The following is a 20,591-nucleotide window of genomic DNA, read 5'->3' as shown; positions in this document are numbered from 1 at the left end:
GTGAGTATTTAGGATAAAGTTATAACATAAAGTCAATAAAGGAAAGGAAAAAGTTAAATGGTTGATATTGAAAAAATTTTTATACAAATGGAAGAAAAAATTAATAAATTTGCTGATGACTTATTTTTTAAGAATAAGGCAATGATTGATTTGTTGGATATTCAGGAACAAAAAGAAATGCTCCATTTGAAGATGAAGGAAGTAGAGAAATTGCAAGCAATGGTACGTACAATAAAAGACTTTTGTGAACCTCAAGTTGCTGCTATTATTAATGTTAGTAAAGAAAGTAGTGAGATAAAGGTAGATTATACCCTAGTTAAAAATCAAACTAGCCAACTTATTCAGAATTATAATAATCTTTTAGGAATTATAACCTATATTGAAGAATTACGAGCTAAGAAAAATAAATCTCTTAATAAAAAATGGCTCGAAATGAAAACTAGGCTTCAAGCAATGGATATAGCAACTATCGAACAAATTAAAGAAAAAGCGGAAGGTAGCCAAGAGTAGTTTTAATATTATTAGATTTTCGAAATCTTATTAGGTTAAGAAAATTGTGAAAACAAAAAATCGTTAGCTTGTAGGCTAGCGATTTTCAATAAAATTAATTAATTGAGATATCCGGGCTCGAACCGGAACATCCAGGAACCAGAAACCTGTGCCTTACCAATTTGGCTATATCTCAATGAAATCACCCGTACGAGAATCGAACTCGCAACTCCACCTTGAGAGGGTGGCGTCTTAACCATTTGACCAACGGGCAAAATCAACATAAGTAAATATAATCTAATATTAAGATTATGTCAAGGGAAGATAATTTAGAAAGTAAGACAATTAAGAAAGAATATAAGGTATAAGATGATTGATTATTATAAAACTCGCAATTTAATTGAGCAAATGATACCCCATAAAATTGTTCCAGGAGTCAACTATGCCTTCATTAAAGGAGAACAAGTAAATACAGCAACACTTGGATTTGCTAGTATTTATCCTCAACTAACTCAATTAAGTCCTTTTGGATTATATGATTTAGCCAGCTTGACTAAAGTTATTGGAACGACAAATGTTTTTCTGAAATTATACGAAGAAGGAAGGATTAATTTCTCTGAACCTTTAAAAAATTTTCTTCCAGAATTTAAAGATGAACGTGTTCGTTTAAGTCATCTATTAACTCATACTAGTGGAATTAAGGGCTGGATTGAAAATAGAGATCAATTAAGCGCTCCTGAATTGTTAAAAGCAATTGTAAACTTACCGGTGACAGATGAGTTTGAAACAAAGATGAGGTATGCGGATACTAATTTTATTCTATTAGGATTAGTTTTAGAGAGAATATACCATGAAGATGTTCAAACTATCATTACCAATGAAGTAATTAAGCCACTTGGGTTAGAAAATACAACCTTTACTCCACCATCACCGCAATCAATTCCAACAGCTTTTAATGAAAAGGGGGAGGTTTTACAAGGAATAGTTCACGATCCCAAAGCTCGAATCCTAGGAAAGGATTGTGGTTCAGCAGGCCTGTTTTCAACATTAGATGATTTGTTAGAATTAGCCAAATATTATCTTGGTATAAAAAAAGATGAATTTATTTTAAAGCAAGATACCGTAGCTCAACTATTTGATTCTAAATCTGTTGCAGGTGTCCATCCTCGTTCATGGGGATGGGATTTAAGATTTGATCCAAAAGATAATCATCCTCTGATTTATCACACAGGGTTTACTGGCACTTTTATGCTCTTAGATCGTCAAAAAAAATCGGGTATGATAGTTTTGACTAATCGAATCCATCCAACAGGTAAAAATGAGGTGTTTTTATCAATGAGGGAGAAAATCGTCCAGAGTTTTTTAGCAGAAAATAGCAAATAAAAAGACGTTTACACGTCTTTTACATTCCAGCTTTGATGATTTTCTTTTCAGCCATTGCTTTTCTAAGGGCAAGCATAGCAGTATAGGTAGATAAAATATAAACTTTTTTAGTAGGAAGAGTAGCAATTTGATCAATTAATGCTTCGTGGTCATCTTTAACAATCTTAAGAAGGTCGGGATTGAAACCGGAGACTTCTAAACGAAAGTTCATGTCTTTCCACCGTTGTCCTCCAACTAGTACTTTTTTTATCTTTTCTTTATTTAATCCTTCAAATTCTGCATCCCAAATCCAAGAAGTATCAATTCCGTCAGCATGATTTGCATTTAAAAGAGTTACTAAGGAATAGTCATCTTTTTCGGTGTTTAACATATGCAAAACTTCATCAAGTCCCACAGGGTTTTTAACTAAGATAAGATCAATTTCTTTACCTTTGTAGTTGATTAATTCTTGACGGCCAAAGACACGTTTGTTTTCAGCAAAGCTTTGGGCAACTTCTTCTTCGCTTAAACCATACTCACGAGCAACAGTATAAGCAGCTAAAGCGTTGTAGATATTATAGGTACCTCCAATTCCAATATTATAATCTTTATCTCCCATTTGGAAGGTAAGACTATTTGGAGTTTGATTAATAATTTTATTAACACTGTAGTCTAATTCAGGACGCTTATAACCGCAGTTTGGACAGAAAAAATCACCAAGATTTGCATAAACTCGTTCATGATAGTGTAAAACATGATCACATTTTGGACATAGAACACCATCAGTATTAACAGGAGCTTTAAAGTCATTTTCAGGTTGATCATTAGGTAATTTGAACCCATAAAATACCTTTTTATTTGGTAAGTCAACAGATGAGAAAATACTTGCATCTCCATTCACAATAATAGTTGCATCAGGTGCTAATTTTATACCATCTACAATTTTTTCATAGGTAGTATAAATTTCTCCATAACGATCCATTTGATCTCTAAAAATATTTGTTAGGACAAAAGTTTTAGGATGAAGTAATTTAGTAACCATTTTGACGTTAGCTTCGTCAACTTCTAAAACAGCAATTTTCTTTTTAACTTTTTTGTTTTTATGGGCTAAAAATGCCGTAACAATTCCTTGTTGCATGTTACTTCCGGACGGATTAGTTAAAACATCTCCATACTTTTTCTTGAGAGCTTTAACAATTAAAGAGGTAGTCATTGTTTTTCCGTTTGTTCCAGTAACGATAATTGTTTCATATCCTTTTGCCAGATGGTTGAGGACATTTGGATCAATTTTCATTGCAAACTTACCGGGAAAACTTGTCCCACCTTTTAATACATTATGTAAAAACCAATAAGATGATTTTCCTGCCATTGTGGCAACATTTGATTTAATATTCATTGTAATCCCTCACTTTAAAACTAGCCTTAACTATAACACATCCAAGAAAATAAAACGACTTTTTTATTGAGGGATTTTTTACTATACTTATTAATGCAAGAAGATAAAGGTGAGGTAACTATGGCACAATTATTTTTCCGATATGGAGCAATGAGCAGTGGTAAAACAATTGAAATTTTAAAGGTCGCTCACAATTATGATGCACAAGGACGAAAGATTGCCTTGATGACAAGTGGTCTTGATACGCGTAATGGAGTAGGGAATGTTTCATCACGCATTGGCTTACAAAGAAAAGCAATTCCGATAACAGAAGAGATGAATCTTTTTGACTATATTAAAGAGATGAATAAAAAGCAGATGCAAGCAGATCAAGCAGAAGTGGCTTGTGTATTAATCGATGAAGCACAGTTTTTGAAGCGACATCATGTTCTAGAATGCGCTAAAATTGTGGATGAGTTAAAAATTCCAGTAATGACCTTTGGATTAAAAAATGATTTTCAAAATAACTTATTTGAAGGAAGCGAGAATTTATTGATTTTTGCTGATAAAATAGAAGAAATGAAAACCATTTGTCATTATTGTGGACATAAAGCAGTAATGAATTTACGTGTAAATGAAGGACAGCCTGTCTATGATGGACAACAGGTACAAATTGGTGGAGATGAATCTTATTATCCAGTTTGTCGTTTTCATTATTTTCACCCTGGAGAAAAAAGAATTTAAGAGAGGATTTTAACAATGGATAAAGTTATGGCTCAATTGGAGAGTTTAGTTGGCCACTATGAAGAATTGCAAGAAATGATGGCTGACCCAGAAGTAATTAATGACACTAAACGCTATATGGAAATTTCAAAAGAAGAAGCAGATATGCGTGAAGTTGTTCAAAAGTATCGTCAGTATAAAGCTGATAAAAAGGAAATTGCAGATAATAAAGAAATTATTTCTAATGAATCCGACAGCGATTTAGTTGAAATGGCTAAAGAAGAAAATTCAGAGCTTGAAAAAGAAGTAACAGAACTTGAGGATGAAATCAAAATCTTAATGCTTCCAAAAGATCCTAATGATGACAAAGATATTATTATGGAAATTCGTGGAGCTGCCGGAGGGGATGAAGCATCATTATTTGCTGCTGACTTATTGAGAATGTATGAAAAATATGCTGAAACTCAAGGCTGGAAGGTTTCAATTATTGATTCCGATCCAACTGAAGTAGGTGGGTACAAACATGTGGCCTTAATGATTACAGGAGATAAAGTATATTCTAAGTTAAAGTATGAAAATGGGGCTCACCGTGTACAACGTATTCCAGTAACTGAATCTCAGGGTCGTGTTCATACTTCAACTGCAACTGTAGCAGTAATGCCTGAATATGAACAAGTAGATATTGATATTGATCAAAAAGATATTCGTGTGGATGTTTACCGCTCTTCAGGTGCTGGTGGTCAACACATTAACAAGACTTCTAGTGCCGTTCGTATGACACACTTGCCAACGGGTATTGTAGTGGCTATGCAAGATCAAAGATCTCAACAGCAGAACCGTGAAAAAGCAATGCAAATTTTGAAATCACGTGTTTATGATTATTATGAAAGTCAAAATCAAGCTCAATATGATGCAAAACGTAAAAGTGCTGTTGGTACTGGTGATCGTTCTGAAAGAATTAGAACTTATAATTTCCCACAAAATCGTGTAACTGATCACCGTATTGGTTTGACACTTAATAAGTTAGATCGAATCTTAAATGGAGAACTTGATGAAGTTATCAATGCTTTAGTTCTTTATTATCAAACACAACAATTAGAAAAGATGGCGGAAGAAAATGCCTAGTAATTTTAAGCAAATTAAGCAGAACTTTTTAAAAGAAAATCCTGAAATTCTTCCTGAAGATGTAGACTATGTGTTAGCAGAACGCTTAGACTATACTCCTAGTGAATTTCAAATGCATTTAGAAGATAATTTGACCGCTGAGCAGCTAAAAGTAATTAGACGAGATTTAAAAAAACTTGCTAAGGGAGTTTCTCCTCAATATATTGTGGGATATAGCTGGTTTTTAGGATATAAAATTTTAGTTAAAAGAGGAGTCTTAATTCCTCGTTTTGAAACAGAAGAATTAGTTCTGTGGGCACTTGATAATCTTAGTGAGAACCAAAAGGTACTTGATTTAGGTACAGGATCTGGTGCAATTATGGTAGCTTTAGCAAATAAAGCTAAAGAAAAAAATATTAGTAATTTAACCTTATATGCAAGTGATATATCAGATAATGTTTTACGTGAAAGTGAAGAAAACTTTTTGAATTATGATTTAGATGTAATTACCAGAAAAGCTAATGTACTAATTGGGTTGGAAAAATTTGATCTAATTGTCTCAAATCCTCCCTATATTAAATTAGACGAAAAAAATTTGATGGATAAAAATGTAATTCAAAATGAGCCTGAAGAAGCACTATTTGGTGGAGAAGATGGGTTAGATTTTTATCGTAGGTTTGCGCAGCAAGTAAAAGATCATCTGAATAAAAATGGACAATTTTTCTTGGAATTTGGATTTAATCAGCAAGATGATTTAGCAAAACTTTTTGCCAAAGAATTGCCTGAGTTTGAAATTGAATTTAAGAAAGACTTATCTGGTAAACCTCGAATGGTACATGGGAGATGGAAAAATTAAATGGAAACTAAAATTTTTTCAAAAGATCAACTTGATGATGCAGTTAAGCTTTTGAAGAGAGGCGAATTAGTTGCCTTTCCAACTGAAACTGTTTATGGTTTAGGTGCGCTTGCGACTGATGAAGTAGCGGTAAAAAATGTTTATGCAGCCAAAGGACGACCAAGTGATAATCCTTTAATTGTGACTGTCTCTAATCCTGAAATGATGGCAAGATATGTGACACAAATCCCTAAAGTAGCTGAGAAGTTAATTAACCAATTTTGGCCTGGTCCTTTAACAATTATTTTGAAAGTAAAAGAGGGGGCATTACCTAATGCAGTCACTGGGGGCTTGACGACAGCTGCTTTCCGCAATCCCCAAGATAAATTGACGCAAGAATTAATTAGCAAGCTTGATGCACCAATTGTCGGACCTTCTGCTAATACTTCAACTAAACCTAGTCCAACAACTGCTGAACATGTTTTCCATGATTTAAATGGTAAAATTGCAGGAATTGTAGATAATGGACCAACTGAAATTGGTCTTGAATCCACTATTATTGATCTTTCAGTAGAAACTCCTGTGGTATTACGACCTGGTGAAATCACTCCAGAGCAACTAAGTGAAGCATTAGGACAAACGGTTTTAATGAATAAAGGCACTACTCAAACTAAGGGTGTTCCTAAAGCACCTGGAATGAAATACCGTCACTATGCACCAAGTGCACCAGTTTATATTGTGGATGATGTAAAAGATTTTGAAAAAATTGTTTATAATAACCAAGTTGGTGTAGCAGCCTTAAGCAATGTATTAAAAAATATCGAAGCTAATAATACTTTTAATTTGGGCGAGAATATTGATGAAGCAGCTCATAATCTTTTTGGAGCTTTGCGCTATTTTGATGAACAAAAAAATATTAAAAAAATATATGTTCAAGGCTTTCAACAAGGAGATATTAGTGCAGCTTATATGAATCGCTTGACTAAAGCAGCAGCTGGACACCATTATTTTAATAAATAAGATAAGCTTTTAAATAGTAAGTGAGAGATGCTATTTAAAAGCTTTTTTCTTTAAATTTAAAGCGTCACTAATAAGTAATTCTGTTAAAATATTTATCAGAACAAACATTAATTTATACAGGAGGCTATTATGGGAAAATTTACTGTTTTAAATCATCCATTAATTCAACACAAATTGACCATTATTCGTAAAAAAACAACTGGAACTAACGAATTTAGACAAATTGTTGGTGAAATTGGTGGATTAATGGTATATGAAATGACACGTGATTTACCATTAAAGAATGTGGAAATCGAAACGCCAATGGGTAAGTCTACTCAAAAAGAACTAGCAGGTAAAAAGTTAGTCATTGTTCCTATTTTACGTGCTGGACTCGGGATGGTAGATGGAGTTTTACAAATGATTCCTTCAGCTAAAGTTGGACATATTGGAATGTACCGTGATGAAGAAACATTGAAGCCACATGAATATTTCTTTAAGATGCCTGCAGATATTGAAGAACGTGATTGTGTAGTGGTTGATCCAATGCTAGCAACAGGTGGTTCAGCTATTATGGCAATTGATGCTTTAAAAAAGCGTGGTGCTAAAAATATTCGTTTGGCTGTACTCGTAGCAGCTCCTGACGGAGTAAAAGCTGTGCAAGAAGCTCATCCAGATGTAGATATCTATGCGGCAGCAGAAGATGAAAAGCTAATGCCTAATGGTTATATTTACCCTGGATTAGGTGATGCCGGTGATCGTTTGTTCGGCACTAAATAACAAATCTATCTAAATATACTTTTGATTTTGTTAGATTTTGGTGTTATCATTTTAATTGTGTTTGAGGTATTCAGCACAAGAAGGGAGGTCACGAAGTGGGTGAAAAATCTGTTGTTGTTGGTATCGGAGGTTTGAATTTTAATCTTACTAACTGTTTAGGTGGGACACTAGTTGCCCTTGCTGTGTTCTTTTTTGTTTATTATCTTTCAAGAAAAATAAGCATTAAACCAACAAAAAAGCAAAATATGCTCGAGTATTTAATTGATTTTACAAATGACATTGTCAAGTCAAATGTAGAAGATGAAGATGCTCAAAAGCACTTATCATTGTATGCTTTTACCTTATTTTTATTCATCTTTATGATGAATCAGTTAGGTTTGTTTTTCGAATTCTCTATCAACGATCACATCCTTGTGAAATCACCAACTGCCAACCCAACTATTACAATGACGATGGCAATGATGACATTGCTTTTAGCATTTAACTTTGGAGTACAGAAATACGGTGTAAAAGGCTATCTTGTTAGTTATGCAAAGCCAGTTGGCTTCTTGCTTCCAATTAACTTGATTGAAGAGTTTACTAACTTCTTGACGTTATCACTACGTCTATACGGTAATATTTATGCTGGTGAAGTTTTGTTAACATTGATTGGAAATCGCCTGGCAAAAAGTGGTGGTCTTTGGACAGTCATCGCTTCGGCACCATTGACACTTGTTTGGCAAGGCTTCTCTGTCTTTATTGGCTCTATCCAAGCATATGTATTTGTAACTTTATCTATGGTATATATCGGAAACAAAGTTACAGAAGAATAATTTTCGGAGGTTTTTTATATGAAATACATCGGTGCAGCTATCGCTGCTGGTTTAGCTGCCTTAGCAGCTTCATATGGTAACGGACAAGTTATCTCAAAAACTATTGAAGGTATGGCAAGACAACCAGAAGCAGCTGGTAATTTAAGAACAACTATGTTTATCGGTGTTGGTTTGATCGAAGCTGTTCCTATTTTGGCAATTGTGTTCGGTTTCTTAATTCTTTTTATGTAATATACGTGAAAAAAGAATTTCGTAGTTACTAGAAAGAAGGGTAATCAAATGCAATTTATGTTTGCAGCCTTAAAGTTAGAGCTAGGTGACACATTCTATTACCTCTTTATCTTTGCTGTCCTTCTTGTTTTAGTTAAGCATTTTGCTTGGGGTCCAGTGACAAGCATGATGGAAAAACGTCGTGAAAAGATTATCACTGATATTGAACAAGCAGAAGATGACCGTAAAAAAGCTGAATTATTAGCTAATAAGCGTGAAGCAGAGCTTAAGAACTCAAGACAAGAGGCAACACAGATTCTTTCTACTGCAAAGAGTAATGCGGAAAAAACAAAAGCATCTATTATTAGTGATGCTGATACTGAAGCTGCCGCAATTAGAAAAAAGGCTACTGCTGAAGCTGCTCAAGCTAAAACAGATGCCTTAAATGAAGCTCGGGACCAAGTAGCTGATCTTTCAGTGGCAATTGCAGAAAAAGTAATTGCTAAGAATTTATCTGCTGCAGATCAAAAAGACTTGGTAGATCAATTTATCAAGGGGCTGAATGATTAATGTCTTTAAGTAGAGAAGAAATTGCTGCTAGATATAGTAAAGCTTTGTTTGAATATGCTCAAGATACAGATTCTTTAGAACAAGTTTATAGTGATATGAATGCCTTAGAACAAGCAGTGAAAGAAAATCCAACTGTTATTAATCTATTGGCAGATCCTATTTTGTCCACAAAAGAAAAAGAAAAATTCTTAGCTACTATTTCAGAAGATTTAACACCTGAAAGTAAAAAGTTTTTAGAATTTTTACTTGCATACGGTAGATTTAATAACTTTGTTGAAATTATAACAAGTTTTGATAATCTTTATGATCATTACAAAAATATTGCTACAGGAACTGTAACAAGTGCAGTTAAATTAACAAAGACTGAATTAAGTAAAATCTCACAAGCTTATGCAAAAAAGTATGGGCTAAACGATTTGATTTTAACAAATAAAGTTGAACCTAGTATTCTAGGCGGTGTTATTCTCCAAGTAGGAGATCGTATTATTGATGGTTCAATTAGAACCAAATTGCAACACATTCGTGAGCAATTATTAAAGAGTAAATAAAAGAGGTGAAACCATTGAGCATTAAAGCCGAAGAAATTAGTGCTTTGATCAAGAAACAGCTTGAAAACTATGATGATAAGCTCAACGTCGACGAAGTAGGAACTGTTACCTATGTCGGTGACGGTATCGCCCGTGCTCACGGCTTAAATGATGCACTTTCTGGTGAATTATTAGAATTTTCAAATGGTTCATACGGTATTGCTCAAAACCTTGAAGCTAATGATGTTGGTATCATTATTTTAGGACAATTTGACAATATTCGTGAAGGTGATCAAGTTAAGCGCACAGGCCGGATCATGGAAGTTCCTGTAGGAGATGCCTTGATTGGACGTGTAGTTAATCCTTTAGGTCAAGCTGTTGACGGTTTAGGTGAAATCAAGACTGATAAAACTAGACCTGTAGAAAGTAAAGCGCCAGGTGTTATGGATCGTCAATCTGTAAATCAACCTTTACAAACAGGTATTAAGGCAATTGACGCATTAGTGCCAATTGGTCGAGGACAACGTGAATTAATTATTGGGGATCGTAAGACAGGTAAGACTGCCTTAGCCCTTGATACAATTATTAATCAAAAAGATCAAGATGTAATTTGTATTTATGTTGCCATCGGTCAAAAGGAATCAACTGTAAAGAATTCTGTTGAAACCTTAAAACGTTTTGGAGCAATGGATTATACCATTGTTGTAGAAGCTGGACCAAGTGAACCAGCTCCCATGCTTTATATTGCACCATATGCAGGTACTGCAATGGGTGAAGAGTTTATGTACAATGGTAAGGACGTTTTAATCGTCTTTGATGATTTAAGTAAGCAGGCTGTTGCTTACCGTGAACTTTCCTTGCTTTTGCGTCGTCCACCTGGTCGTGAAGCTTATCCAGGGGATGTTTTCTACTTACACTCACGTTTATTGGAACGTAGTGCAAGATTGAGTGAAAAACTTGGTGGCGGTTCAATGACTGCATTACCATTTATTCAAACTCAAGCTGGTGATATTTCTGCTTATATTCCTACTAATGTTATTTCAATTACTGACGGACAGATTTTCTTGGAAGCAGATATGTTCTTTGCTGGAACCCGTCCTGCCGTAAATGCCGGAGAATCAGTTTCTCGTGTTGGTGGTAGTGCACAGATTAAAGCAATGAAAAAAGTTGCAGGTACTTTGCGTGTGGATTTAGCTTCATATCGTGAACTTGAGAGTTTTGCCCAATTTGGTAGTGATTTAGATCAAGCTACTCAAGCAAAATTGAATCGTGGTCGTCGGACAGTAGAAGTATTAAAACAACCACTTCATAAAACTTTGCCAGTTGAAGATGAAGTTTTAATTCTTTACGCATTAACCCATGGATTTATTGATTCTATTCCAGTTGAAGATATTCAACGTTATGAATTAGAATTGTATTCATTCTTTGCAAGTAATCATGAAGATTTACTTGATGTTATCCGTAAAACTGGTGACTTACCTGATGAAGATAAACTTAATGAAGCTTTAAAGAACTTCAATGAAGGTTTTTCAATCAGTAAGAATTAAACGAGGAGGTTATTGCAATGGCGGAATCTCTCCTTGAATTAAAAAGAAAGATTGCTTCAATTCAGAAAACTGGGCAAATTACGGAAGCTATGAGAATGGTTTCTGGAGTTAAGCTAAATAAAACTGAAAAGATCGATCAAGGTTATACAGTTTATAATGATAAGATAAGAGCTACTGTGTCTCACTTAATGAGTTCTCAAATTGTTAATTCAGTGGGTGCAAGTGAACTAAGTAGTGAAAAAATCTCTTCATTAGATTATGCCCATATCTTTAACTTAGGTACAATGGGCTCTTTAATCCAACATCGAAAGAATATTAAATCAACTGGTTACTTAGTAATCAGTGGCGATCGCGGATTAGTGGGATCCTATAATAGTCAAGTTATCAAAAATATGATGAGTATTTTTGGAGATGATAAGGTAAACGGCAAAGATACAAAAATTTTAGCTGTAGGTAGTGTAGCAGCTGACTTTTTTAAAAAGCAAAATTTAAACGTTGTTTATGAATACAGCGGAATTGATGATGTGCCAACTTATGATCAAGTTAAAGATGTGGTAGAAACAGCTGTAAAGATGTATTTAAACGGCGTTTATGATGAGTTATATGTATGTTACACTCACCATGTTAACACCTTAACTTCTGCTTTTAGAGTAGAAAAGATGTTACCAATTTCTGACATTGATATTAATGAGCAAGAAGAAATGCCAAAAGATTACCTTATCGAACCAAATATTAATGAAGTTCTAAAGGCTGTTTTACCTCAGTATGCAAAATCAACAATTTTTGGGGCTATCTTAGATGCAAAAACTGCTGAACATGCCAGTTCAATGACAGCAATGCAAAGTGCCACTCAAAATGCGGAAGATGTAGTATCTGATTTGAAGACAAGATTAAACAGAGCAAGGCAAGCACAAATTACTACCGAAATTACTGAAATTATCGGTGGAGCAAGTGCTTTAGAATAAAATAGAAAAGGAGGTAGATGGTTTGAGTAAAGGCGAAATTGTTCAAGTTGTTGGACCAGTTGTTGACGTAGAATTTCCAATTGGAAAAGATTTACCAGCAATTAACAATGCGTTACACGTAAAAAATGATGAAGGTAAAACTATTGTTCTTGAAGTAACTCTTGAACTTGGTGATGGAGTATTAAGAACTATCTCAATGGAATCTACCGACGCTTTAAAACGTGGAATGGAAGTTGAAGATACAGGTGCTCCAATTTCTGTGCCAGTTGGTAAGCCAACACTAGGACGTGTATTTAATGTTTTGGGTAATCCAATTGATGGTGGCCCAGCTTTAGAAGATGTTGAACGTGAAAGTATCCACAAAAATGCTCCAAAGTACTCAGAATTAAGTACTAGTGAAGAAATTTTGGAAACAGGAATCAAGGTTATTGATTTACTTGAGCCTTACGTTCGTGGTGGTAAAATTGGTTTGTTTGGTGGTGCCGGTGTTGGTAAAACTACTATCATTCAAGAATTAATTCACAACATTGCTCAAGAACATGGTGGTATTTCTGTATTCACAGGTGTTGGAGAAAGAACACGTGAAGGGAATGACCTTTACTTTGAAATGAAGGCATCTGGAGTTTTAGCTAAAACTGCCATGGTGTTTGGTCAGATGAATGAACCGCCTGGTGCCAGAATGCGGGTTGCATTAACTGGATTAACAATTGCGGAATACTTCCGTGATGTTGAAGGATTAGACGTATTATTATTTATTGATAATATTTTCCGTTTCACTCAGGCTGGTTCAGAAGTTTCTGCCCTATTAGGTCGTATGCCAAGTGCCGTAGGATATCAACCTACTTTGGCAACTGAAATGGGACAATTACAAGAAAGAATTACTTCTACTAAAAAAGGATCAATTACTTCAATTCAGGCTGTTTATGTGCCTGCCGATGACTACACTGACCCTGCTCCAGCAACAACTTTTGCTCACTTGGATGCAACTACTAACTTGGAACGTAGTTTAGTAGATAAGGGTATTTATCCAGCGGTAGACCCACTTGAATCTACTTCAAGTGCCTTAGATCCAGAAATTGTTGGAGAAGATCACTATCATGTGGCTGTTGAAGTGCAACACATTTTACAACGCTACCAAGAATTACAAGATATTATTTCTGTGTTAGGTATGGATGAATTATCTGATGAAGAAAAATTAATTGTTGGTCGTGCAAGAAGAATTCAGTTCTTCCTTTCACAAAATTTCTTTGTAGCGGAACAATTTACTGGAGTTCCAGGATCATATGTACCAATTAAGGAAACTATTAAAGGCTTTAAGATGATTATTGATGGTAAACTTGATGATCTTCCTGAAGATGCCTTTCGTGGTGTTGGTCCGATTGAAGATGTAATTAAGAAAGCTAAGGAAATGGGAGTAACTCCTAAAGATCCTGAAGCTCAAGCAATGTTAGAAGAAGCAAAGTAAGGTGATGCGCAATGGCAGAACCAGAAAATAATCTTTTAACCGTTACTGTAGTTACACCTGATGGAATTATTTATTCACATCATGCCACAATGTTAGTGATGAGATCGGTGGATGGTGAGTTAGCAGTTATGCATGACCACTTACCATTAATCACGCCATTAACAATTAGTGAAGTAAAGGTAACACGTGATCATGCAATGAATGATCGAGTAGATCACATTGCGGTTAACGGAGGTTACGTAGAATTTTCTAATAACGTGGCTACTATCATTGCTGATAGTGCAGAAAGAGCTAGAAATATTGATGCAGCACGTGCTCAATTAGCTAAGCAAAGAGCTGAAGAGAGCATTAAACAAGCTCAAGCTGAACACAATGATCGTGAAATGCTTGAAGCAGAAGTTGCATTAAGACGTGCTGTGAATAGATTACATGTACGTGAAAATTACAATGAGTAAGCAGTAAAAGAGACCGAGAAATCGGGCTCTTTTTCTTTATAAAATAGAGGAATCGTCCATGAAACAAGTAGGCGCACACGCTTTAATAACATTAATAACTTATTTAGTAACAATTGGAATTTCTTTTAGAATAGTTCGTTCATTAAGAGTAGATAGACTTTTTAAAAAGGGACATACAATAGAAATTCAAATATTTTTAATTTTTTTAGCGATTAGTATAGGGTATTTGGTAGGACAATTTTTGATAACTTTAGTGGATCAATCAGCAGCTTTGAGTTTACTTTTTTAAGGAAAGTATTAAAAAATTCGAAGTTTAAGCAAATTCTTAAAGTGAGGCTAATTTTGTGTTACAATTTTAATGATAAATTATTGGAGGCTCAAACGTGGCAAGAGATATAGGAATCGATTTGGGAACAGCAAATGTTTTAATTAATGTGGCAGGAAAAGGAATCGTATTAGATGAACCTTCTGTAGTTGCTGTTGATACAAAAACAGATGAAGTAGTAGCAGTCGGAAATGACGCTTATGAAATGGTGGGACGTACTCCGGGCAATATTAGAGTTATTAGACCTTTAAAAAATGGAGTAATTGCGGACTTTGATATTACTGAAACAATGTTAAAGTACTTTTTAGAAAAGTTAAATGTTAAAGGGGTAATGTCCAAACCAAATATTTTAATTTGTGCTCCAGCAGGAGTAACCTCTATTGAACAAAAGGCAATTATCCAAGCTGCTGAAAAGACAGGTAGCGGACAAGTGTATCTTGACTTTGAACCAAAAGTAGCAGCTGTAGGGGCAGGACTGGATATTTTTAAACCCCAAGGTAATATGGTAATTGATATTGGTGGAGGTACAACTGATATTGCAATTTTATCAATGGGTGAAATTGTAACTTCACGTTCTCTTCGTTGGGCTGGTGACAAAATGAACCAAGCCATTATTAATTACGTAAAAAATGAAAAAAACTTACTTATTGGTCAACGGACAGCAGAGCAAATCAAGAAAGAAATTGGATACGCATTTAAGGCCGACGAAGCTAAAAAAATAGATATCCGTGGTCGTGATATAATTAATGGATTACCTAGTACAGTAACAGTTACTGCGCCTGAGATTCAAGGTGCTTTAAATGATGGGTTGATGTCGATTATTGATGCAACTAAAGAAGTACTAGAAGAAACCCCACCAGAACTTTCTGCTGATATTATTGATCGTGGAATTATGTTGACTGGTGGAGGAGCACTTTTAAAGAATTTAGATAGTTTAATTTCATATTACCTTCAAGTACCAGTTTTAATAGCAGATAATCCACTTGAAGCAGTTGCTGAAGGAACTGGAATCTTATTAGAGAATATTGAGCAACATAAGAAGCGTTAAGATGGAAAAATATTTTAATTCAGAAGTATTAAAAAACACTTTTAGAAAAATTGGAAAATTAATTTTATACCTTTTACTGGTAGTGATAGTTATGGCATTTATTGGATGTGCTTTTTCAGGTACTAATCCATTTGCTATTTTCTTTCCAACTACTTGGGCAAAATTATTCAATTTCTTAAGTTAAATTATGAAAAAAATTTTAATCGCATTTGTACGATTTTATCAACTAGCAATTTCTCCCTTATTGCCACCTAGTTGTCGGTATTATCCGACTTGTTCTTCATATATGATTACTGCTTTGAAAAAACATGGAGCTTTTAAGGGAACACTAATGGGAGTAAGTCGTATTTTGAGATGTAATCCATTTATTAGGGGAGGTGTGGATCCAGTACCAGATAAATTTACTTTAAGAAGAAATCCTCATCCAGAGAGATATATGGATCCAATTATTGCTAGATCATTTTATAAAAAATCGTCAAAAAAGAATGCTGAAAACCATTTTAAAATTTAAATGTTAAAATACTAGTTTTCCCGATAAATTTCAAAAGGAAATAGGAGAATATTTATGTCACGAAAACAACAAAATATTGAAATCGAAGTTAATGAAAAAAAGGGTGTGGCCATTCCAACCTGGGAAGTGGTAATACCTGGCAAACAATCAATTGGTATTATTGAACAAGTTGAAGAACGTTATCATGTAACTTCTACTAAAAACAATCACAGTCTTTATTCGAAGACCTTGGAAAGTGCAATTAATGAGTTACTATCTTACTTTACTTTACACGAAAAATAGTTGAGGCTAACGTATGGCACAAGTTGAAAAAAAGCCAGCTTGGTATGAAAGAATAGCATGGGGAATAGTAATTCCTGTTGTCCTTTTAGCAATAATCAGTTTATATACGATTTGGATAGCTGCTGCTAATGATCCCTCTATGGGATCACCATTAAAAACCGTAGTTAGTCAAGGAATTTGGTATCTGTTATCTGCTGGATTAATTGTATTAGTAATGCAATTTGATTCTGAACAACTATTTAAGATTGCACCATATATTTATGGGATAGGAATTGTTTTATTAATAGCAGTTCTTTTCTTGTATAATCGACAAGTTGCAGCTGATACTGGAGCTAAAAGTTGGTTTAAATTAGGACCCCTAACTTTTCAACCATCTGAAATAATGAAACCAGCTTTCATTTTGATGTTAGCTAGAGTGGTAGAAAGACATAATAATCGGTATGCTCATACTATTCGAAATGATTGGATTTTATTAGCAGAGATTATTGGGTGGTTATTACCTGTAGCCATTTTATTGAAACTTCAAAATGACTTTGGGACCATGTTAGTATTTATTGCAATTGTAGCTGGAGTTGTTTTAGTTTCAGGGATTTCTTGGAAAATTATTATTCCAACTTATGGTATTGTAGCGCTAATTGGTATCATAGCAATAACGTTGGTAGTTACACCTAGTGGACAAGAAATATTGACTCACTTTGGATTTAAAGCTTATCAGTTTCAAAGAATTAATGCTTGGTTAAATCCAGCTGAGGATACTTCTTCAGGAGCCTACCAATTATGGCAAAGTATGAAAGCAATTGGTTCAGGTCAACTCTTTGGAATTGGCGCTGGAAAATTAAATGTTTATGTTCCTGTTCGGACATCTGATATGATTTTTTCCGTAATTGGTGAATCATTTGGATTTGTAGGAAGTTGTGCATTAATTTTAATTTATTTCTACTTGATTCTTCAGATGGTAAAAATTACTTTTGAAACAAAAAATGCTTTCTATTCATATATTTCAACTGGAATTATTATGATGATTTTATTCCATGTTTTTGAAAATATTGGAATGGGGATTGATGTTTTACCATTAACAGGGATTCCACTTCCGTTTGTATCCCAAGGGGGGTCAGCCTTACTAGGAAATATGATTGGTGTTGGGCTAATTCTTTCAATGAAGTGGCACCATCGTGATTATATGTTTAGTACAGCTGGTGACTTTTAAATTAGAATCAAAAATTAAAAGGCTAAGTGATCTGAATCACTTAGCCCTTTAATTTTGCATTTAATTGTTATTTTCAATGTCAATCTTTTGAGCATCTCGATGACGAATTACTAAAACATCGCATTCAGCAGTACGAGTTACATATTCAGTAATGCTACCAATCAAGAGACGTTCGACAGCATTTAAACCAGTAGCTCCAATGATTATTAAATCGATATTATGCTTTTCTGGAAATTGATGAGCTAAGATATTCTTTGGAGATCCATACTCAATTGAGTACTTAACATCTTTGATCCCAGCATCAATTGCTTCTTGATAATACTTTTTGATTCTTTCTTCAGAATCTTTAGAAACTTGTTCGACCATTGCAGAATCAAAGCTAGATACATCTTGAAATGCACGAGTATCAACAACGTGAACAATATTTAATGTAGCATCATTTCGTTTGGCTACTTCAACAGCACGCTTGAAGGCCATCTTTGCTTCATGAGAGCCATCAACTGCAACTTGAATGTTTTTATATTGTTTTAACATAATGATTACCACCTTTCTACTATATTTTACCAAAAATATCCAATTTTGATTAAGAGTTTAGACTTGTAAAGCGAAAAGAAAAGTAGGTCATAATTAAGGCACTAACCCCAAGCGTAATAAAATTATACATTTTTGGGAGGGTGAAAGTAATGATGATACCCACAAAGCCCATAATAATCAATAAAATTGCTGTTAATTTGATTAAGGGTTTAATTTTGTCATTTTGACTAATATTAAAAATTAAAAATTTTTCTTGGTTAAGTGCAAAGAAAAAGTACCAAGCTGTTAAAAATAGAAAGATGACAAAGATAATCATTAAAAATTTAATTGCCACAATGAAAGTCCTCGCTTATTAAAAAAGTTGGTGATATGGAAAAAGCGGCTTGGGAGCCGCTTTGAAAGTTCTTAATAATCTGAGTTGATGGAACATATAATGACGCTTGTTGAACCCGCATAGTTCATTAAATTGAATCTGTGTCGCAGCGAATATAGATTCTAGGACAAAGCTAGCATTCTGATTCGGATGTTATTCACAGACTCCCACGTCTAAAATTTGACCGGTCAACTTAATTATTATTATGCGCGATCAACTCAGACAATAAATATTCTAGCAGATAATAAAGAGATGTCAATCATCTTGCTTTGATTTTAACCCATCTTTTTGAAGCTTTTTCAATCGTTTATATTGACGCTTGAAAGCTTCTTCAAACTTGGAATTTCCCTTTGGATTAAAGTATTGGGTATTTTTTAGACTAGTGGGAAGGTACTGCTGCGCTACCCAGTCATTGGGATAGGAGTGAGGATAAAGATAGTTAACTCCGTGACCAAGTTTTTTTGCCCCCTTAAAGTGCGCATCTTTTAAATGTGGAGGAACAGGTGAAATTTTTTTCGCTCGAATATCTTCTAAGGCTTGGTCAATTGCAAGAATCCCACTATTACTTTTTGGAGATAAGCAAAGTTCAATTACGGTATCTGCTAAAATAATACGGGCTTCTGGCAAGCCGACGCTTTGAGCGGCTTGTACACTAGCCACTGTGCGTTGACAGGCTGGCATGTTTGCTAGCCCAATATCTTCATAAGCAATAACTAAAAGACGGCGACAAATTGAAATTAAATCTCCTGATTCACAGAGTTGGGCCAAATAATAAATAGCTGCATCAGTATCTGAACCACGAATTGACTTTTGAAAAGCAGAAATAAGATTATAGTGACTGTCTCCATTGGCATCATAATCTTGACTTTTTACCTGAAGAGAATTAGCTATTGCATCTTGATCAATTATTAATTGTTTCTTATCATTATTTATCTCTCTATTTTCTTGATAGGTAGAAGTGACGGCTAATTCGAGGCCATTAAGAGTGGCTCTAAGATCGCCGTTTCCTGTATTGATCAATAATTTCCGAGCGCTTGCTGTTAAATGAGGATGATATTTACCGAGCCCATCTTTTTCATCTTTTAGGGCACGATCAATTGCACGAGAAACATCCGCTTCCTCTAAGCGTTGTAGTTCAAAGATCTGAGTTCTTGATCTAATGGCCGGAGAAATAGAGATGTAAGGATTCTCTGTAGTAGCACCAATTAAGATAACTTGCCCAGATTCTAATAACGGAAGTAAAAAATCCTGTTTTGTTTTGTCGAGGCGGTGAATTTCGTCTAAAAGTAAAACAACTGTTCCACTCATTTTTGCTTCTTCAGCAACAATTTGAAGATCTTTTTTAGTATCAGTAGCAGCATTAAGCGTTCTAAAAGCATATTTAGTAGATCCAGCAATTGCGCTAGCGATACTGGTTTTACCAATGCCAGGTGGTCCATAAAGAATCATTGAAGAAAGAAGTTTTGCTTCGACCATTCGCCGAATAATCTTCCCAGGCCCAACTAAATGATGTTGACCCACAATTTCATCAATATTAGTAGGGCGCATCCGATAAGCTAAAGGTTTCATTTTTTTCCAAATAGTCTTTCTAATAAACTTTTTTTGTGAGGCTTAGGAGACTCTAAACCTTCACCACCGATTGAAGGAGCGAAGACTTGGTTAATTTCAATACGCATCCTATTAATGGCAACTGGAGAAACGACAAGTAGGCCAGTAGCATCTGGCTCATCTTGAGCAGTGTTATCATTAATCATTGTGAACTTAACATCATTTTTAGAACAAAGGGCCATTACTTGTCCAATGAAACCATTTTGAGGCATTTTTCCGTTAATTAAAATTGAATATGACTTAAATTCATCAAAGTGTTCAATAAAAATCTTTTGCCATTTAGGATCTTGAACTTGTGATACCGTCATTCTTAAAAAAGTTCTCTCTCTTAATGAGCCTAAAAAACGGCGACGTTCATCCGGTTTAGTTTGAAGACTGCCGTGAGAGGATTGCTCTAAACGTTGATTTAAATCTTCACTCATAATTATTACCTCGATTCTAATTTCTATGTATAGTGTAGCAAGAATTAATGAATTAACAATAAA

General features: G+C 34.6%; 26 protein-coding genes and 2 tRNA genes. 21 read left to right on the top strand and 7 right to left on the bottom strand.

Features of this window, described 5'->3' with window-relative positions:
* Nucleotides 1-57: 57 nt before the first annotated feature.
* Entirely contained in the window at nt 58-510 is a 453-nt protein-coding gene (locus FP433_RS05420) for a hypothetical protein (protein WP_265486534.1), read from the top strand.
* A gap of 102 nt (nt 511-612) precedes the next feature.
* On the opposite strand, the gene FP433_RS05415 is transcribed toward FP433_RS05420, so the two are convergent.
* Both FP433_RS05415 and FP433_RS05410 read right to left on the bottom strand, forming a co-directional pair.
* Nucleotides 613-685: transfer RNA gene (locus FP433_RS05415), tRNA-Gln, on the bottom strand.
* Nucleotides 686-691: 6 nt separating this feature from the next.
* A tRNA-Glu gene (locus FP433_RS05410) sits at nt 692-763 on the bottom strand.
* Nucleotides 764-858: 95 nt separating this feature from the next.
* Here FP433_RS05410 and FP433_RS05405 point away from each other — a divergent pair.
* Nucleotides 859-1,872, top strand: a complete 1,014-nt coding sequence (locus FP433_RS05405) for a serine hydrolase domain-containing protein (RefSeq protein ID WP_265486533.1) — start codon at nt 859-861, stop codon at nt 1,870-1,872.
* Nucleotides 1,873-1,891: 19 nt separating this feature from the next.
* On the opposite strand, the gene FP433_RS05400 is transcribed toward FP433_RS05405, so the two are convergent.
* Nucleotides 1,892-3,247 (bottom strand): Mur ligase family protein, encoded by a 1,356-nt coding sequence (locus FP433_RS05400; protein WP_265486532.1) that lies wholly within the window; start codon nt 3,245-3,247, stop codon nt 1,892-1,894.
* A gap of 120 nt (nt 3,248-3,367) precedes the next feature.
* On the opposite strand from FP433_RS05400, the gene FP433_RS05395 reads away from it, so the two are divergent.
* The 19 genes from FP433_RS05395 (at nt 3,368) to FP433_RS05305 (ending at nt 17,591) form a co-directional block, all read left to right on the top strand.
* Nucleotides 3,368-3,970, top strand: a complete 603-nt coding sequence (locus tag FP433_RS05395) for a thymidine kinase (protein WP_265486531.1) — start codon at nt 3,368-3,370, stop codon at nt 3,968-3,970.
* A gap of 15 nt (nt 3,971-3,985) precedes the next feature.
* The gene (prfA, locus tag FP433_RS05390) at nt 3,986-5,074 is read left to right on the top strand and encodes a peptide chain release factor 1 (protein WP_265484206.1); all 1,089 of its coding nucleotides are present in this window, start codon (nt 3,986-3,988) and stop codon (nt 5,072-5,074) included.
* A complete protein-coding gene (gene prmC, locus FP433_RS05385; protein WP_265486530.1) occupies nt 5,067-5,909 on the top strand; it encodes a peptide chain release factor N(5)-glutamine methyltransferase in 843 nt (280 codons plus the stop codon). The genes prfA and prmC overlap by 8 nt, the downstream gene beginning before the upstream one ends.
* A complete protein-coding gene (locus tag FP433_RS05380) occupies nt 5,910-6,908 on the top strand; it encodes an L-threonylcarbamoyladenylate synthase (protein WP_265486529.1) in 999 nt (332 codons plus the stop codon).
* 129 nt (nt 6,909-7,037) lie between these two features.
* Nucleotides 7,038-7,667 carry a uracil phosphoribosyltransferase gene (gene upp / locus FP433_RS05375; protein ID WP_265484209.1) on the top strand — a complete coding sequence of 210 codons (630 nt, stop codon included), beginning with the start codon at nt 7,038-7,040 and terminating at the stop codon, nt 7,665-7,667.
* Nucleotides 7,668-7,762: 95 nt separating this feature from the next.
* Entirely contained in the window at nt 7,763-8,479 is a 717-nt protein-coding gene (gene atpB, locus FP433_RS05370; RefSeq protein ID WP_265484210.1) for a F0F1 ATP synthase subunit A, read from the top strand.
* 18 nt (nt 8,480-8,497) lie between these two features.
* Nucleotides 8,498-8,710 (top strand): F0F1 ATP synthase subunit C, encoded by a 213-nt coding sequence (gene atpE, locus FP433_RS05365; RefSeq protein ID WP_265484211.1) that lies wholly within the window; start codon nt 8,498-8,500, stop codon nt 8,708-8,710.
* Between the two features lie 48 nt (nt 8,711-8,758).
* Nucleotides 8,759-9,259, top strand: a complete 501-nt coding sequence (gene atpF / locus FP433_RS05360) for a F0F1 ATP synthase subunit B (protein ID WP_265484212.1) — start codon at nt 8,759-8,761, stop codon at nt 9,257-9,259.
* The gene (locus FP433_RS05355; RefSeq protein WP_265484213.1) at nt 9,259-9,807 is read left to right on the top strand and encodes a F0F1 ATP synthase subunit delta; all 549 of its coding nucleotides are present in this window, start codon (nt 9,259-9,261) and stop codon (nt 9,805-9,807) included. The genes atpF and FP433_RS05355 overlap by 1 nt, the downstream gene beginning before the upstream one ends.
* Nucleotides 9,808-9,821: 14 nt before the next feature.
* The gene (gene atpA, locus FP433_RS05350) at nt 9,822-11,333 is read left to right on the top strand and encodes a F0F1 ATP synthase subunit alpha (RefSeq protein WP_322555905.1); all 1,512 of its coding nucleotides are present in this window, start codon (nt 9,822-9,824) and stop codon (nt 11,331-11,333) included.
* A 17-nt stretch (nt 11,334-11,350) separates the two neighbouring features.
* A complete protein-coding gene (locus FP433_RS05345) occupies nt 11,351-12,298 on the top strand; it encodes a F0F1 ATP synthase subunit gamma (RefSeq protein WP_265484215.1) in 948 nt (315 codons plus the stop codon).
* A 22-nt stretch (nt 12,299-12,320) separates the two neighbouring features.
* Nucleotides 12,321-13,763: a F0F1 ATP synthase subunit beta gene (gene atpD / locus FP433_RS05340; RefSeq protein WP_265484216.1), complete on the top strand. Its 1,443-nt coding sequence runs from the start codon at nt 12,321-12,323 to the stop codon at nt 13,761-13,763.
* An 11-nt stretch (nt 13,764-13,774) separates the two neighbouring features.
* Nucleotides 13,775-14,218 (top strand): F0F1 ATP synthase subunit epsilon, encoded by a 444-nt coding sequence (locus FP433_RS05335; RefSeq protein WP_265484217.1) that lies wholly within the window; start codon nt 13,775-13,777, stop codon nt 14,216-14,218.
* A 58-nt stretch (nt 14,219-14,276) separates the two neighbouring features.
* Nucleotides 14,277-14,507: a DUF1146 family protein gene (locus FP433_RS05330; protein WP_265484218.1), complete on the top strand. Its 231-nt coding sequence runs from the start codon at nt 14,277-14,279 to the stop codon at nt 14,505-14,507.
* A gap of 94 nt (nt 14,508-14,601) precedes the next feature.
* Entirely contained in the window at nt 14,602-15,591 is a 990-nt protein-coding gene (locus FP433_RS05325) for a rod shape-determining protein (protein WP_265484219.1), read from the top strand.
* A 1-nt stretch (nt 15,592) separates the two neighbouring features.
* The gene (locus FP433_RS05320) at nt 15,593-15,775 is read left to right on the top strand and encodes a DNA-directed RNA polymerase subunit beta (RefSeq protein ID WP_265486528.1); all 183 of its coding nucleotides are present in this window, start codon (nt 15,593-15,595) and stop codon (nt 15,773-15,775) included.
* A gap of 3 nt (nt 15,776-15,778) precedes the next feature.
* Nucleotides 15,779-16,102, top strand: a complete 324-nt coding sequence (yidD, locus tag FP433_RS05315) for a membrane protein insertion efficiency factor YidD (protein WP_265486527.1) — start codon at nt 15,779-15,781, stop codon at nt 16,100-16,102.
* A 54-nt stretch (nt 16,103-16,156) separates the two neighbouring features.
* Nucleotides 16,157-16,384 carry a DUF2969 domain-containing protein gene (locus tag FP433_RS05310; RefSeq protein ID WP_265484222.1) on the top strand — a complete coding sequence of 76 codons (228 nt, stop codon included), beginning with the start codon at nt 16,157-16,159 and terminating at the stop codon, nt 16,382-16,384.
* 13 nt (nt 16,385-16,397) lie between these two features.
* Nucleotides 16,398-17,591 carry an FtsW/RodA/SpoVE family cell cycle protein gene (locus FP433_RS05305; protein WP_265486526.1) on the top strand — a complete coding sequence of 398 codons (1,194 nt, stop codon included), beginning with the start codon at nt 16,398-16,400 and terminating at the stop codon, nt 17,589-17,591.
* A gap of 60 nt (nt 17,592-17,651) precedes the next feature.
* Here FP433_RS05305 and FP433_RS05300 read toward each other — a convergent pair whose 3' ends face one another.
* The 4 genes from FP433_RS05300 to FP433_RS05285 form a co-directional block, all read right to left on the bottom strand.
* Nucleotides 17,652-18,125 carry a universal stress protein gene (locus FP433_RS05300; protein WP_265484224.1) on the bottom strand — a complete coding sequence of 158 codons (474 nt, stop codon included), beginning with the start codon at nt 18,123-18,125 and terminating at the stop codon, nt 17,652-17,654.
* 49 nt (nt 18,126-18,174) lie between these two features.
* Nucleotides 18,175-18,459, bottom strand: a complete 285-nt coding sequence (locus FP433_RS05295; RefSeq protein ID WP_265486525.1) for a hypothetical protein — start codon at nt 18,457-18,459, stop codon at nt 18,175-18,177.
* Nucleotides 18,460-18,753: 294 nt separating this feature from the next.
* Nucleotides 18,754-20,067, bottom strand: a complete 1,314-nt coding sequence (locus FP433_RS05290) for a replication-associated recombination protein A (RefSeq protein WP_265484226.1) — start codon at nt 20,065-20,067, stop codon at nt 18,754-18,756.
* Nucleotides 20,064-20,528 carry a YueI family protein gene (locus tag FP433_RS05285; RefSeq protein ID WP_265484227.1) on the bottom strand — a complete coding sequence of 155 codons (465 nt, stop codon included), beginning with the start codon at nt 20,526-20,528 and terminating at the stop codon, nt 20,064-20,066. Before FP433_RS05285 ends, FP433_RS05290 begins: the two co-directional genes overlap by 4 nt.
* Nucleotides 20,529-20,591 lie beyond the last annotated feature (63 nt).

Source organism: Lactobacillus sp. PV012, from assembly GCF_014522325.1.
Taxonomy (GTDB): domain Bacteria; phylum Bacillota; class Bacilli; order Lactobacillales; family Lactobacillaceae; genus Lactobacillus.
The sequence above is the reverse complement of the archived record's forward strand: the minus strand, read 5'-3'. Positions and strand labels throughout refer to the sequence as shown.